Genomic DNA, 14,934 nt, shown 5'->3' with positions numbered 1-14,934 from the left:
AAACCAGTGGTTGCGGTACACTGAGCGCTTTTTCGGGGAGCGCGCCCTCCCGTCTTCAATCAGCCGAGAAGCCCATGCCGATCCGTCATTGCATCGTCCACCTGATCGACAAAAAACCCGACGGCACACCCGCAGTTCTACACGCTCGCGACTCCGAGCTGGCCGAGTCGAGCGCCATCGAGAACATGCTTGCCGACCTCAACGAAAGTTACAACGCGAAACAAGGCAAGGCCTGGGGTTTCTTCCACGCCGAATCCGGGGCGCATCCGTTCAGCGGTTGGCTGAAGGAGTACTTCGATGGCGGCAAGGATTTCACCGCGTTCAGTCGCGTGGCAGTCGAGCACCTGCAAAAACTGATGGAAGAGTCCAATCTCTCGGTCGGCGGTCACGTCCTGTTCGCCCACTATCAGCAAGGCATGACCGACTACCTGGCCATCGCCCTGCTGCATCACAGTGAAGGCGTCGCGGTGACCGAACAGCTGGACGTGACCCCGTCCCGTCACCTGGACCTGGGCCAGTTGCACCTGGCGGCGCGGATCAACGTGTCCGAGTGGCAGAACAACAAGCAGTCCAAGCAGTACATCTCGTTCATCAAGGGCAAGAACGGCAAAAAAGTATCGGAGTATTTCCGCGACTTCATCGGTTGCCAGGAAGGCGTCGACGGCCCCGGCGAAACCCGCACCCTGCTCAAGGCCTTCAGTGACTTCGTCGAAAGCGAAGACCTGCCCGAAGACGAAGCCCGCGAGAAAACCAAGACCCTGGTGGACTACGCCAGCAGCCAGGCCAAGCTCGGCGAGCCCATGGGCCTGGAAGAGTTGTCGGGCCTGATCGACGAAGAACGCCCGAAAGCCTTCTACGACCATATCCGCAACAAGGACTACGGCCTGTCGCCGGAGATCCCGGCCGATAAACGCACCCTGAACCAGTTCCGCCGTTTCACCGGCCGTGCCGAAGGCCTGTCCATCAGCTTCGAAGCGCACCTGCTGGGTTCGAAGATCGAGTACGACGAAGAAGCAGGCACCCTGATCATCAAGGGCCTCCCGACCTCGCTCACCGACCAGCTCAAGCGCCGCAACTGATGCTCGGCAGCGTATTGAAGAAGTTCCTGCTGATCTTGCTGGTGGTCGTGGTCTATCAGAACTGGGGCAAGATCGAGCGGGTATTCAACCCTTCGCAAGTGGTGTCCGAGCAGACCCAGGCCAAGGCCAACGTCGTGCTCTACGCCACCGAGTGGTGCGGCTACTGCAAGCTGACCCGGCGCTTTCTCGACCAGAAGGGCATCCCGTACAAGGAGTTCGACATCGAGAAGGATGCCGAGGCGCGCAAGGCCTATCAGGCGTTGGGTGGAGGCGGGATTCCGATCATCGATGTGAACGGGACGTTGATTCGCGGGTATGACCCGGATGCGATTTTGGCTGCCCTGAAATAACCTTCGATGACCTGTAGGAGCTGGCTTGCCAGCTCCTACAGGGTCGTGTATGGCGAAGTTATTGTGCTTGGATGCGGAAACCGAATCGCGGAAAGTGCACATGCACCACGCCGCCACGCTCATCCTCACGACGCACGATCAATTCCTCGCTGCCGGCAAACACCAACTCACCCGCCACCGGATCAACGCCATAGTCAGTGGCGGCGATCACCACCTGCTGACCGGCCTTGAAACCATTCGGATCATCGAACGCCTCATCCGGCAATGCAGCAGGCATCGCGTCGCGGGCCACGCTCAGCGCTTCTTCAGAAGTCATTTCGCTCGGCGCACCGTGGCCGAACCCCAGCACCCGCGCCAACCACGCCGAAACCGCTGGATAGTTATCCACAAGCGGCGAGGTCACGGGCGTTGCCTTGAGGAACCAGAGCGGGTGAGCCATGGCGAAGTCGGCAATCGACGGCTCGCCAAACAGGTAATCGCCCTCTTCGCGCTGCAGCTGCTGCTCCAGGCGCGCCATGATCGTCGGCCATTGGTGCCTGGCCTGCTCGGCTGACAAGCGTGTAGCGCTGCCACCGCTGAACAATCCGGCGCGGTCGGCGATAAACGCCTTGATCGCTTCCGGCGGCATATTGCCGAAACGCACCGCTATCGATTCCGGCTGGAATACCAGGCTGACCGCATGCTGGAACACCACCGAATCGGCCCAGGCAGCGAAGGACGCGGCGATCATTTCCTGCCCCTCGGGGAAGAACGCTGGCAGGGCTTTTTCCTGCTCTAGGCGACGAGCGATCAAGGCGGTGTCGCCATAGATATCCGCGCCGATCTGCAACACCGGGGTCTTGCGGTAGCCACCGGTCAAGGCGGTGAGATCGGGCTTGGGCATCACTGGCGAGATCTTTACCGAGCGCCAGGACAACCCCTTGAAACCCAGCAACAACCGGGCCTTTTCGGCGAAAGGGGACGTCGGGTAATGATGCAGAATCAACTCGGACATGCTCGGCTCCGCCGCAAGAATCAGGAATCCGCAGCTTAGCGCGCATTCGCAGGGCAGCCTACAGATCCACCTTATGGGCACCGATCAGTCAGATTGATAAGCTGGCGGTGGCGCTGGCCACCAGGCATTCCTTCGCGCTTTTTTTGAGTTTCTTGATCAGCCGCTCCTGGCGCAACGCTTCGCTTTTGTCGCGGCAGATTTCGGTATAGACCAGCGCCACGGCCGGACTGGAGAGAAAGAAGCGCGCGCCCTTGCCGCTCTGGTGAGCGGCGAAGCGGCGCACGGGATCGTCGCTTATCCCGCAGTAGAGCGAACCGTTGGCCGCGCGCACGAGGTAGACGAACCAGGGTTTGCTTACCGGTGAATCTGCATCGGGAGGATTTTCGCTAAGGGTGGTCACGGCACGATCGAGGCTTGAAAGGAAACAAGCCGCGATCTTATCAGCGACTGGCCTGGAATGCCTTCAGCCCCTTCAGGGCCTGCGCGCGGACGGCGTTGCGCACCAGGGGCGTCCAGCCCAGCAGCAGGCCTTTGAAACCCAAGGCCTGACGCGACCACTTCCACAAATCAAAGTGGTCGTGATGCTCGCAAATCTTGCCGTCGCGAAAGACGAAGCGCGCCTGAATGTCGTTGATCACGATGTTGCCGGTCTTGCTGAACAGATAGGTCGCGACCCAATGAGCAGCACCGGTGCGCTCATCGGCATGGACGTTGTCGAAGGTCAGGGAAAAATCCTTGGCCCGGGTGGTCAACATGCGCCACATGTCGCCGGCATCGCGCCCGCGAAGCTCGCCGAACGCCGGATCACTGAACACCACGTCATCGGTATAGCAGGCGCTCATGGCCTCGGCATCCAGCCGCTGGAAGGCTTGGTAGAACTGGGTGATCAATGCGCTGTGGGCATCACTCATGGGCAGGCTCCGTGCAGTTGATGGATGGCCTGCACGATAGTCTGCAAATACGCCGAACACTATCGGCATTCGCCGGGCGAATACCGATAGTGTCCAGGGCTCAGACCTTTTCGCTTTCGACTTGCACGTAAAGTGCGCGCCCGGCACCAAGACCGGCGATGATCGCACCCAGGCCGATGACGCCGAAGATCCAGCCCACGGCGTTCCAGCCACCTGTCCAGTCATGCACGATGCCGACCGCGAACGGCCCCATGGACGCCAGGGTGTAACCGAAGCCCTGGGCCATGCTCGACAGGTTCGCCGCCACATGGGAGTCCCGCGAGCGCAGCACGATCAGGGTCAACGCCAGGCTGAACGTGGCACCCTGCCCCAACCCCAGCACGATCGCCCAGCCCCACAGGCCTTCGATCGGCGCATACAGGCAACCGAACAAACCTCCCAGGGTCAGCGCCATGACGATCACGATCGCCAGGCGCTGGTCCTTGCCACGCGTCGCCAGCCAGGGTGCGGCGAGGGAGCTGACCAATTGCACGATCACCGAACCCGAGAGCACCAGGCCGGCCTGGGTCGGGGTCAGGCCACGACCGATCAGGATCGACGGCAACCAGCCGAACACGATGTAGGCCAGTGACGATTGCAGGCCCATGTACAGGGTCACTTGCCAGGCCAGCGGGTCGCGCAGCAGGCCGCGCACCCGATACGCCACGTTGTGCGCGCCGTGTTTCTGCCCGACCTGGGGCAGCCAGAACAGCGCCGCGACCAGCGCCGGAATCACCCAGAAACCGAGGCCCATGGCCCAGCTCTTGTCGAAATGTTCGCTCAGGGGCACCGTCGCGCCCGCCGCCATGGCCGCACCGAGGCACAGGGCCATGGTGTAGACACCGGTCATGGTCCCGGCCTGTTTGGCGAAGTCGCGCTTGACGATGCCAGGCAGCAACACGCCGATCACACCGATGCTGGCGCCTGCCAGCACGCTGCCAGCGAACAGGCCGATCTCGCCAAAGGAACTGCGCAGGATGATCCCGCCCGCCAGGGTCAGGAGAATGCCCAGCACCACCCGCTCCGCGCCGAACCGACGCGCCAGCACCGGCGCCAGCGGCGCGAACAGGCCGAGGCAGAGCACCGGCAGGGTGGTCAGCAACCCGGCCTGCGACGCCGACAGACCCAGGCTTTTCGACACCTCGCTGAGCATCGGCGCCATGCTCGACAGCGCCGGGCGCAGGTTCAGCGCCACCAGGATCAGCCCCAGCAGCAACAGCCACGGCCGACCCAGGATCGGTTGGGTTTGCTGGACCTGTTCGTCATCGGCCTCGGCATCGATCAACAGCTCTTCCAGCTCTGCTGAGCGCTTGGGTGATGCGAGATCTCTGGACATGGTGCTCTCGGTTTCAAGGTTCATTGATCAACTGCCTCGACAGGGCTTTGGCCCGTTCCGGGTCCCGTTGTTCCACGGCATCGAGCAGCTCGACGTGCAGGTCGAACACCTCCTGGCGCCGGGGTGTGATGTTCAGGCAGTGGCGCAATTGTTCGCCGACAACGCTTGAGAAATAGCGATACAGCTCGCTGAGGGTCGGGTTGTGCGCGGCGTCCACCAGGCGGCGGTGGAACACCAGGTCACAGGCGATGTAGGTGTCGAGGTCGCCGTGGTAGAGGCTGCCACTGACGCCCAGCGCCTCGCGCAATGCCACCAGGTCCTCATCGGTGCGGCGCAGGGCCGCCAGGCCGATGGCCTCGACTTCGAGGATGTGCCGGGTCTCGCGCGCCTGCTCAAGCGAGCAGCGGGACAACGCCTTGAGGGTATCCAGCGGGTCGACCAGTGCCCGCAGGTAACTACCGTCGCCCTGGCGAATCTCGATCAACCCGGAAAACGCCAGCACACGCATGGCTTCACGCACCGTGTTGCGGCTGATGCCCAATTCAGCGGACAACTCGGGCTCCGTCGGCAGGCGCTGTCCAACTGCCCAGACGCCTTGGTTGATGCGCAAGCGCAGCTGCTCCAGGGCCTGATCGACCAGGGAGCGTTTAACTAATGGAGCAATGTCTGACATGGGATTCGCCCTGTCATCCAATCATAGGATGAATTTTCTGACATGTTAGTCAGCTTCATCCAAGAGGACAACCCTCCCCTTGTAGGAGCGAGCTTGCTCGCGATGGTCGTCAACGGTAACGCTGGAAGCCTGACACCCCGCGCACCCCTCTCGTACATCGCTAGCAAGCTCGCTCCTGCAGGCAAAAAAAACCCTTCACGACTAATCGTGAAGGGTTTTTTTGATGCCTTGTATCAGGCTTCGGACTTGGCAGCAGCAGCGGCTTCGACAGCAGCCTTGATGGTGGTTTGCAGAGATCCGTCTGCAGCCATCTCGGTCATGATGTCGCTACCGCCGACCAGCTCGCCACCGACCCACAGTTGCGGGAAGGTTGGCCAGTTGGCGTATTTTGGCAGGTTGGCGCGGATTTCCGGGTTTTGCAGGATATCCACGTACGCAAATTTTTCGCCACACGCCATCACGGCCTGCGCGGCTTTCGCGGAGAAGCCGCACTGTGGGGCATTCGGCGAGCCTTTCATGTAAAGCAGAATGGTGTTGTTGGCAATCTGCTCTTTAATCGTTTCGATGATATCCATGGAGCACCTCGGCTGAACTTTCCGACTCATGGGTCGGCACGGTGGCGCATTGTAACGGAAAGCCGAGCGCCCTGCTCGGTCTCTCCGTCAGATGCGATCAGGCCGCTACCACGGTCACCGGCACACCGTTCAACGCCGCGTTACCCGACAATTCATCGAGCTGACACTCGTCGGTCAGGTCATTGGCGCTGGAACCCGGCTGGCCGCTGGCGATGCTCATCTGCACCCCCGGCCGCGCATGGCCCCAACCGTGCGGAAGGCTGACCACACCTTTCATCATATCCAGGCTGGCCAGCACTTCCACCTCGATGACCCCGACCCTCGAACTGACCCGCACCCGCTGCCCGTCGTTGAGCCCGCGACTGGCCAGATCCTGCGGATGCATCAACAACTGATGACGCGGCTTGCCCTTCACCAGACGGTGATAGTTATGCATCCACGAGTTGTTGCTGCGCACATGTCGCCGGCCGATCATCAACAACTCGTCGGTGGATGGCGCCTGCAATGCCGCAAAGCGCGCCAGGTCGGCGAGGATGGCGACGGGAGCCGCGTGGACTCGCTGATTGGCGGTTTTCAGTCGGGGTGCCAGATTGGATTTCAACGCCCCGAGGTCAACCCCATGGGGATGATCGGACAGGGTGGCCAGTGACAACTTGTGCGGCGACGCGTCGCCGTACAGTCCCAGGCGCAAACCGCGGTCGATCATCTGTGCCGGGGCAATGGTGGGCTTCAACTCCTTGCCCGTCCTGGCCGCGAACGCCTTGGCCAAGCCGACGAAAATCTCCCAGTCGTGCAACGCACCTTCAGGTTTGGGCAGGATGGCGCGATTGAAGCGGCTGACGTTGCGCACCGCGAACATATTGAAGGTGGTGTCGTAATGATCGTTTTCCAGCGCCGAGGTGGACGGCAGGATCAGGTCGGCATAACGCGTGGTTTCATTGATGTACAGGTCGATACTGACCATGAATTCCAGGCCGTCCAGCGCCTGCTCCAGCTGGCGGCCATTGGGCGTGGACAACACCGGGTTGCCCGCGACGGTGATCAACGCGCGAACCTGCCCTTCGCCTTCGGTCAGCATCTCTTCGGCCAACGCCGACACCGGCAGTTCGCCGCCGTATTCAGGACGCCCGGACACCCGGCTCTGCCACAAATTGAAATGCCCGCCCGAGGTCGAGGCCACCAGGTCCACCGCCGGCTCGGTACACAAGGCGCCGCCGACACGGTCGAGGTTGCCGGTGACCAGGTTGATCAGTTGCACCAGCCAATGGCACAGCGTGCCGAAGGCCTGGGTCGAGACGCCCATGCGGCCGTAGCAAACCGCACTTGGCGCTGCGGCGAAGTCCCGCGCCAACTGGCGAATCTGCTCGGCCGGCACCGCACACAACGGGCTCATGGTTTCGGCGGTGAAACCTGCCACGACTTCGCGCACCTCATCCAGGCCGTCCACCGGCAAATGACTGTCGCGGGTCAGGCCTTCGGCGAACAAGGTATTGAGCAGCCCGAACAGCAGCGCCGCATCCCCACCGGGACGCACGAACAGATGCTGGTCGGCGATCGCTGCCGTTTCGCTGCGACGCGGGTCGACCACCACCACTTTGCCGCCCCGGGCCTGGATCGCCTTCAAGCGTTTTTCCACGTCCGGCACGGTCATGATGCTGCCGTTGGAGGCCAGTGGGTTGCCGCCGAGGATCAGCATGAAGTCGGTGTGATCGATGTCTGGTATCGGTAACAGCAAGCCGTGACCGTACATCAAGTGACTGGTCAGGTGATGGGGCAACTGGTCGACCGACGTCGCGGAAAACCGGTTGCGGGTTTTCAGCAGGCCAAGGAAGTAATTGCTGTGGGTCATCAACCCATAGTTGTGCACGCTGGGGTTGCCCTGGTACACCGCCACTGCGTTTTGCCCGTGGCGCGCCTGGATGGCAGCCAGGCGTTCGGCGATCAGGTCGAAGGCCTCGTCCCACTCGATCGGCTGCCATTCGCTGCCCACCCGCCGCATAGGTTGATGCAGGCGATCCGGGTCGTTCTGGATGTCTTGCAGGGCCACCGCCTTGGGGCAGATGTGGCCGCGGCTGAACGCGTCCTGGGGGTCGCCCTTGATCGAGGTGATCTGCAGGTGGCCTTCGAGCTCAGTGGTTTCGATGGTCAGGCCGCAGATGGCTTCACACAAATGGCACGCACGGTGATGGAGAGTCTTGGTCATGGCCAGTCTCTGTCTTGTTCTGGGCGGGCAATAGCGACCGCGGGAACAAAACTATGGCGCCAGCCCCGCCACCGCGCCAGCGACGTTCGTCTCGTGAATCGGTGGCCATCAGGCCGGCCGATAACCACCGGCGATCAGCTCGACAGCAGCCTCGCGGCGGCCACGTATAACTGCCCGGAAAGCGACTGACTGTGCACCATCCCTGCCCCGTTTGATTGCCAAGCTCCACGGAGCCGGTGTACAAATACCTGGCTGCAGTCAGGAAACAGGCTTCAAAAGCGCTATCGCGGTCACTCCATAGCCCCTCCGAATCCCCTAAAAACCGTAGCCCTATTGGTAAGACGCGACATTTAATTATAAGATCGCGCCTTCCCCTATTTCGTCGCCCCGTGCGGCTTACGCCGCAGGTCTCGCCCGTTGTTCCGTTAAACAAGGCTTTGAGCATCTGCGGTTTGTAGCAAAAAGGTAGTCAATGATGAGCGCAAGGCACTTTCTCTCCCTGATGGATTGCACGCCCGAAGAGCTGGTCAGCGTGATCCGTCGAGGCGTTGAGCTCAAAGACCTGCGTAACCGCGGCGTACTGTTCGAGCCCTTGAAAAACCGCGTGCTCGGGATGATTTTCGAAAAGTCCTCGACCCGCACCCGAATTTCCTTCGAAGCCGGCATGATCCAGCTCGGTGGCCAGGCGATCTTCCTGTCGCCTCGCGATACCCAACTGGGCCGTGGCGAGCCGATCGGCGACTGCGCGATCGTCATGTCGAGCATGCTCGACGCCGTGATGATCCGTACCTTTGCCCACAGCAACCTGACCGAATTTGCCGCCAACTCCCGGGTGCCGGTGATCAACGGCCTGTCCGACGACCTGCACCCGTGCCAGTTGCTGGCCGACATGCAGACCTTCCTCGAACACCGTGGCTCGATCCAGGGCAAGACCGTGGCCTGGATCGGCGACGGCAACAACATGTGCAACAGCTATATAGAAGCGGCGATCCAGTTCGACTTCCAGTTGCGCGTGGCCTGCCCGGAAGGTTACGAACCCAACCCCGAATTCGTGGCCAAGGCCGGCGATCGGGTGAGCATCGTGCGCGATCCGCAGGAAGCCGTGCGCGGTGCACACCTGGTGAGCACCGACGTCTGGACCTCCATGGGCCAGGAAGAGGAAACCGCCAAGCGTCTGCAACTGTTCGCGCCGTATCAGGTCAACCGCGCCCTGCTCGACCTGGCCGCAGACGACGTGCTGTTCATGCACTGCCTGCCAGCCCACCGTGGCGAGGAAATCAGCGTCGACCTGCTCGACGACAAACGCTCGGTGGCCTGGGATCAAGCGGAAAACCGCCTGCATGCGCAAAAAGCCCTGCTCGAGTTCCTCGTCGAACCGGCGTATCACCACGCATGAGCCAGCCATTACTGCTTAACCTGCGTAACCTCGCCTGCGGCTATCAAGACCAGCGCGTGGTGCAAAACCTCAACCTGCACTTGAACGCCGGCGACATCGGTTGCCTGCTGGGCTCGTCAGGCTGCGGCAAGACCACCACCCTGCGCGCCATCGCCGGCTTCGAACCCGTGCACGAAGGCGATATCCAACTGGCGGGCGAGACCATCTCCAGTGCCGGTTTCACCCTCGCGCCGGAGAAACGCCGGATCGGCATGGTGTTCCAGGACTACGCACTGTTTCCGCATTTGACCGTGGCCGACAACATCGCCTTTGGTATTCGCAAACATCCGCACAAGGATCGCGTCACCGAAGAACTGCTCGAACTGGTCAACCTGAAAAACCTCGGCAAGCGCTATCCCCACGAGCTCTCCGGCGGCCAGCAGCAACGGGTCGCCCTGGCGCGTGCTTTGGCGCCGGAGCCGCAATTGCTGCTACTGGACGAACCCTTCTCCAACCTCGACGGTGAACTGCGCCGCAAGCTCAGCCACGAGGTGCGCGACATTCTCAAGGCCCGCGGCACCAGCGCGATCCTGGTGACCCACGACCAGGAAGAAGCCTTCGCGGTCAGCGATCACGTCGGCGTGTTCAAGGAAGGCCGGCTGGAGCAGTGGGATACGCCCTACAACCTCTATCACGAACCGCTGACGCCCTATGTGGCCAGTTTCATCGGCCAGGGTTATTTCATTCGCGGCCAGCTGAGCAGCCCGGAGTCGGTGCAGACGGAGCTCGGAGAGTTACGCGGCAACCGTGCCTACACCTGGCCGGTCGGCGGTGCGGTGGATGTCTTGCTGCGTCCGGACGATATCGTCTATGCGCCAGAGAGTGCCTTGAAGGCGCGGATCGTCGGCAAGTCCTTCCAGGGTGCCGCGACGCTTTATCGCCTGCAAATGCTCACCGGCGCGCAACTGGAAGCGATCTTCCCGAGCCATGTCGATCATCTGATTGGCGCAGAGGTCGGCATTCGTGTCGCGGCGGAACATCTGGTGCTGTTCCAGGCATCCGGCAGCATGGCGGCGCAGATTCCGACGGTTGATTCAGGGGTTCGGCGCTTTAGCACCGCGCACTGATCCCCCCTGTAGGAGCGAGCTTGCTCGCGATGGTGGTCAACGATAACGAGGGCTGCCTGAATGCACGCGGTGCCCTGACGTCCATCGCGAGCAAGCTCGCCCCTACAATTCAAGCGCGTCCGATATCGGCAAATTTCGCCTGGGTATGCTCCGCCAGCACCGCCGGTGCCAGTTCGACTTCCAGCCCCCGCCGCCCCGCACTGACAAAAATGCTCGCCAACGGCTGGGCCGAACTGTCGATAAACGTGCGCAAGCGCTTCTTCTGCCCCAGCGGGCTGATACCCCCCAATAGATAACCGGTGGAACGCTGGGCCGCCGCAGGGTCGGCCATTTCGACTTTCTTCACCCCGGCCGCATGCGCCAAGGCCTTCAAGTCCAGGCTTCCGCCAACCGGCACCACCGCCACCAGTAACTCGCCTTTCTCACTGGCCGCCAGCAAGGTCTTGAACACCTGCGCCGGGTCCAGTCCGAGCTTCTCCGCGGCTTCCAACCCATAGGACGCAGCCTTCGGGTCATGTTCATAACTGTGCACACGGTGTTCGGCCCGAACCTTTTTCAGCAAATCCAATGCGGGTGTCATGACGGCTCCAGACTGGGTGGCAGTAGAAAAATCCTGCTCCGGATTCTAAGACATTGATTCACAAAAGGCTCTATTGCCGCACCGCTGCAAAAGCGCCACGGCCACTCGCCGACGCGATCATTCACACAACTAATAGATTATTTGTGACCGTCGGTTCACTTTCGACCTTTGACAGCAGCGTTTCTTGTCTATATTTTTTCGTTTCTGAATCTTTGCGAAAAGTCTTACCGCAGTACCCGCTGTAAACCGGGAACAGGATGGGGATCTTGCCTCAGTCAAGAACGCGCTTTGAACCTGCAGGAATGAAAGCGTCAGACAAGAAAAACAATGAGGTTTCAATGACAACTGCTTTACAACAACCGTCACTCTCGAGCCAATGCATGGCCGAGTTCCTGGGGACTGCGCTGCTGATCTTCTTCGGCACTGGCTGCGTTGCCGCTCTCAAGGTCGCGGGTGCCAGCTTTGGCCTGTGGGAAATCAGCATTATCTGGGGTGTCGGCGTGAGCATGGCGATCTACTTGACCGCCGGGGTTTCCGGCGCTCATCTCAACCCTGCCGTCAGTATCGCGCTGAGCATTTTTGCCGACTTCGAAAAGCGCAAACTGCCTTTCTATATCGTCGCCCAGGTGGCTGGCGCCTTTTGCGGCGCCTTGCTGGTGTACACGCTGTACAGCAATCTATTCTTCGATTTCGAACAAACTCACCAAATGGTTCGCGGCTCCGCAGCCAGCCTTGAATTGGCGTCGGTGTTTTCCACCTTCCCCAACCCGAGCCTGTCCACCGCCCAGGCGTTCCTGGTCGAAGTGATCATCACTGCCATCCTGATGGGCGTGATCATGTCGCTGACCGACGATAACAATGGCCTGCCCAATGGTCCGCTGGCACCGATCCTGATCGGCCTGCTGATTGCGGTGATTGGCAGTTCGATGGGGCCGCTGACCGGCTTCGCGATGAACCCGGCCCGGGACTTCGGTCCTAAACTGATGACTTTCTTCGCGGGCTGGGGTGAAATTTCCTTCACTGGCGGTCGCGATATTCCGTACTTCCTGGTTCCGGTTTTTGCACCGATTGTCGGTGCCTGCCTGGGTGCTGCCGCCTACCGCGGCCTGATTGCCCGTCACCTGCCCGGTGCCGCACCTGCTACAAAGGATGCAACACAGGCGATTGACGGCAAGCCCGGAATTTCTTGATACCCCCGGCGCGCGACCCTGCCCCTTTGTACGCGCGCCAGGCTTCACTCCCCTTTTTCGTCCAAGGCAATCGACATGACCGACACTCAGAATAAGAACTACATCATTGCCCTCGATCAGGGTACGACCAGCTCGCGCGCGATCATTTTCGATCGCGACGCCAACGTGGTTTGCACCGCCCAGCGCGAGTTCGCGCAGCATTATCCGCAAGCTGGCTGGGTCGAACATGACCCAATGGAAATCTTCGCCACCCAAAGCGCGGTGATGGTCGAGGCCTTGGCGCAAGCGGGCTTGCATCACGATCAGGTCGCAGCCATCGGCATCACCAACCAGCGTGAAACCACCGTGGTCTGGGACAAGAACACCGGCCGCCCGATCTACAACGCGATCGTCTGGCAATGCCGGCGCAGCACCGAGATCTGCCAGCAGCTCAAGCGCGATGGCCATGAGCAATACATCAGCGACACCACGGGCCTGGTCACCGACCCATACTTCTCCGGCACCAAGCTCAAGTGGATTCTCGACAATGTCGAAGGCAGCCGCGAACGGGCGCGCAACGGTGAGCTGTTGTTCGGCACCGTCGACAGCTGGCTGATCTGGAAATTTACCGGCGGCAAGGTGCACGTCACCGACTACACCAACGCCTCGCGCACCCTGCTCTTCAACATCCACACCCTGGAGTGGGATGCGAAGATGCTGGAACTGCTGGATATCCCGCGGGAAATGCTGCCGCAAGTGAAATCGTCGTCGCAGATTTACGGCCACACCAAAAGCGGTATTGCCATCGGCGGCATTGCCGGTGACCAGCAGGCCGCGCTGTTCGGCCAGATGTGCGTCGAAGCCGGTCAGGCCAAAAATACCTACGGCACCGGTTGCTTCCTGTTGATGAACACCGGTGACAAAGCCGTGAAGTCCAACCACGGCATGCTCACCACCATCGCCTGCGGCCCCCGTGGTGAAGTGGCCTATGCGCTCGAAGGCGCGGTGTTCAACGGCGGCTCCACCGTCCAGTGGCTGCGCGACGAATTGAAGATCATCAACGACGCCCACGACACCGAATACTTCGCCAACAAGGTCAAGGACAGCAACGGCGTGTACCTGGTGCCGGCCTTCACCGGCCTCGGCGCGCCGTACTGGGACCCCTATGCCCGTGGCGCATTGTTCGGCCTGACCCGTGGCGTGCGCGTCGATCACATCATTCGCGCTGCGCTGGAGTCGATTGCCTACCAGACCCGCGACGTGCTCGATGCGATGCAGCAGGATTGCGGCGAACGCCTCAAGGCCCTGCGCGTGGACGGCGGCGCGGTGGCGAACAACTTCCTGATGCAGTTCCAGGCCGACATCCTCGGCACCCAGGTCGAGCGACCGCAGATGCGCGAAACCACGGCATTGGGCGCCGCTTACCTGGCGGGCCTGGCCTGTGGTTTCTGGGGCAGCCTGGAAGAGCTGCGTGGCAAGGCAGTGATCGAACGCAGGTTCGAGCCGACGCTGGATGAAGCGGCGAAGGAAAAACTCTACGCAGGATGGAAAAAAGCGGTCAGCCGCACCCGCGATTGGGCAGCTGAAGACGAAGCTGAATAAACCGGGATGCGGGCTGGTATCCGTATGTAACTGGCAGGGAGCAGATTCCTGCGGCATCATGGGCAAATTTTGCACGGCAGCCCAAAGGACGCCCCATGAATCTGCCTCCCCGTCAGCAGCAAATCCTCGAACTGGTCCGCGAACGCGGTTATGTCAGCATCGAGGAAATGGCCACGCTGTTCGTTGTTACCCCGCAGACCATCCGCCGCGATATCAATCAACTGGCAGAAGCCAATTTGTTGCGCCGCTACCACGGTGGCGCGGCTTACGATTCCAGTGTTGAAAACACCGCCTACGCCATGCGCGCCGATCAGATGCGCGATGAGAAACAGCGCATCGGCGAAGCCATTGCCGCGCAGATCCCCGACCACGCCTCGCTGTTCATCAATATCGGTACCACCACCGAGTCCATTGCCCGCGCCCTGCTCAACCACAGTCACCTGAAGATCATCACCAACAACCTGCATGTGGCCTCGATGCTCAGCGCCAAGGACGACTTCGATGTGCTGCTGACCGGGGGCAATGTGCGGCGTGACGGTGGCGTGGTCGGCCAGGCCAGTGTCGATTTCATCAACCAGTTCAAGGTCGACTTTGCCCTGGTCGGCATCAGCGGCATCGATGAAGACGGCAGCCTGCTGGATTTCGATTATCAGGAAGTGCGGGTATCCCAGGCGATCATCGCCAACGCCCGCAAGGTGATTCTCGCCGCCGACTCCAGCAAGTTCGGGCGCAACGCCATGATCCGCCTGGGGCCGATCAGCCTTATCGATTGCCTGGTCACCGACCAGGAGCCGGTGCCGGCGCTGACCCAGTTGTTGAATCAGCACAAGATTCGGTTGGAGGTTGTTTAACGCCGCAGGCCGTTAAACAACCTGTAGGAGCCCGGCTTGCCGGCGATGGCGTCATTCAGGCCGCCATCGC

General features: G+C 61.2%; 15 protein-coding genes. 7 read left to right on the top strand and 8 right to left on the bottom strand.

Going from position 1 to position 14,934, the window contains the following annotated elements; genetic code table 11:
* Window positions 1-74 precede the first annotated feature (74 nt).
* Together yejK and ACYP2Q_RS27785 are read left to right on the top strand one after the other, a co-directional pair.
* The gene (yejK, locus tag ACYP2Q_RS27790; RefSeq protein WP_459733411.1) at window positions 75-1,079 is read left to right on the top strand and encodes a nucleoid-associated protein YejK; all 1,005 of its coding nucleotides are present in this window, start codon (window positions 75-77) and stop codon (window positions 1,077-1,079) included.
* The gene (locus ACYP2Q_RS27785; RefSeq protein ID WP_459733410.1) at window positions 1,079-1,429 is read left to right on the top strand and encodes a glutaredoxin family protein; all 351 of its coding nucleotides are present in this window, start codon (window positions 1,079-1,081) and stop codon (window positions 1,427-1,429) included. The genes yejK and ACYP2Q_RS27785 overlap by 1 nt, the downstream gene beginning before the upstream one ends.
* A gap of 58 nt (window positions 1,430-1,487) precedes the next feature.
* Here ACYP2Q_RS27785 and ACYP2Q_RS27780 read toward each other — a convergent pair whose 3' ends face one another.
* The 7 genes from ACYP2Q_RS27780 to ACYP2Q_RS27750 all read right to left on the bottom strand — a co-directional run bounded on the left by ACYP2Q_RS27780 (window position 1,488) and on the right by ACYP2Q_RS27750 (window position 8,160).
* The gene (locus ACYP2Q_RS27780; protein ID WP_459733409.1) at window positions 1,488-2,423 is read right to left on the bottom strand and encodes a glutathione S-transferase family protein; all 936 of its coding nucleotides are present in this window, start codon (window positions 2,421-2,423) and stop codon (window positions 1,488-1,490) included.
* An 88-nt stretch (window positions 2,424-2,511) separates the two neighbouring features.
* Window positions 2,512-2,823 (bottom strand): GIY-YIG nuclease family protein, encoded by a 312-nt coding sequence (locus ACYP2Q_RS27775; protein ID WP_459733408.1) that lies wholly within the window; start codon window positions 2,821-2,823, stop codon window positions 2,512-2,514.
* Between the two features lie 40 nt (window positions 2,824-2,863).
* Complete coding sequence (locus ACYP2Q_RS27770) at window positions 2,864-3,334, bottom strand: nuclear transport factor 2 family protein (RefSeq protein WP_459733407.1); 471 nt, start codon at window positions 3,332-3,334, stop codon at window positions 2,864-2,866.
* Window positions 3,335-3,434: 100 nt separating this feature from the next.
* The gene (locus tag ACYP2Q_RS27765; protein ID WP_459733406.1) at window positions 3,435-4,733 is read right to left on the bottom strand and encodes a CynX/NimT family MFS transporter; all 1,299 of its coding nucleotides are present in this window, start codon (window positions 4,731-4,733) and stop codon (window positions 3,435-3,437) included.
* Window positions 4,723-5,382 carry a FadR/GntR family transcriptional regulator gene (locus ACYP2Q_RS27760; RefSeq protein ID WP_459733405.1) on the bottom strand — a complete coding sequence of 220 codons (660 nt, stop codon included), beginning with the start codon at window positions 5,380-5,382 and terminating at the stop codon, window positions 4,723-4,725. Before ACYP2Q_RS27760 ends, ACYP2Q_RS27765 begins: the two co-directional genes overlap by 11 nt.
* Window positions 5,383-5,615: 233 nt before the next feature.
* Complete coding sequence (gene grxD, locus ACYP2Q_RS27755) at window positions 5,616-5,957, bottom strand: Grx4 family monothiol glutaredoxin (protein ID WP_128605459.1); 342 nt, start codon at window positions 5,955-5,957, stop codon at window positions 5,616-5,618.
* Window positions 5,958-6,054: 97 nt separating this feature from the next.
* Window positions 6,055-8,160 carry a molybdopterin oxidoreductase family protein gene (locus tag ACYP2Q_RS27750; RefSeq protein ID WP_459733404.1) on the bottom strand — a complete coding sequence of 702 codons (2,106 nt, stop codon included), beginning with the start codon at window positions 8,158-8,160 and terminating at the stop codon, window positions 6,055-6,057.
* Between the two features lie 475 nt (window positions 8,161-8,635).
* Here ACYP2Q_RS27750 and argF point away from each other — a divergent pair, with 475 nt between their 5' ends.
* A complete protein-coding gene (gene argF, locus ACYP2Q_RS27745) occupies window positions 8,636-9,556 on the top strand; it encodes an ornithine carbamoyltransferase (RefSeq protein ID WP_459733403.1) in 921 nt (306 codons plus the stop codon).
* A complete protein-coding gene (locus ACYP2Q_RS27740) occupies window positions 9,553-10,662 on the top strand; it encodes an ABC transporter ATP-binding protein (protein ID WP_459733402.1) in 1,110 nt (369 codons plus the stop codon). The genes argF and ACYP2Q_RS27740 overlap by 4 nt, the downstream gene beginning before the upstream one ends.
* A gap of 109 nt (window positions 10,663-10,771) precedes the next feature.
* On the opposite strand, the gene ybaK is transcribed toward ACYP2Q_RS27740, so the two are convergent.
* Entirely contained in the window at window positions 10,772-11,242 is a 471-nt protein-coding gene (gene ybaK, locus ACYP2Q_RS27735) for a Cys-tRNA(Pro) deacylase (RefSeq protein WP_459733401.1), read from the bottom strand.
* A 338-nt stretch (window positions 11,243-11,580) separates the two neighbouring features.
* Between ybaK and ACYP2Q_RS27730 the strand changes: the two genes are divergently transcribed.
* From ACYP2Q_RS27730 to ACYP2Q_RS27720, 3 genes are all read left to right on the top strand, one after another.
* Window positions 11,581-12,432 carry an MIP/aquaporin family protein gene (locus tag ACYP2Q_RS27730; RefSeq protein WP_459733400.1) on the top strand — a complete coding sequence of 284 codons (852 nt, stop codon included), beginning with the start codon at window positions 11,581-11,583 and terminating at the stop codon, window positions 12,430-12,432.
* Window positions 12,433-12,507: 75 nt separating this feature from the next.
* Window positions 12,508-14,013 (top strand): glycerol kinase GlpK, encoded by a 1,506-nt coding sequence (glpK, locus tag ACYP2Q_RS27725; protein WP_459733399.1) that lies wholly within the window; start codon window positions 12,508-12,510, stop codon window positions 14,011-14,013.
* 95 nt (window positions 14,014-14,108) lie between these two features.
* Window positions 14,109-14,864: a DeoR/GlpR family transcriptional regulator gene (locus tag ACYP2Q_RS27720; RefSeq protein ID WP_459733398.1), complete on the top strand. Its 756-nt coding sequence runs from the start codon at window positions 14,109-14,111 to the stop codon at window positions 14,862-14,864.
* The last annotated feature ends 70 nt before the right edge of the window (window positions 14,865-14,934 follow it).

The sequence above is a fragment of the Pseudomonas sp. MHK4 genome (genome assembly GCF_054600775.1).
Note: the sequence above shows the minus strand (reverse complement) of the source record. Positions and strands in the feature narration are given on the sequence as shown.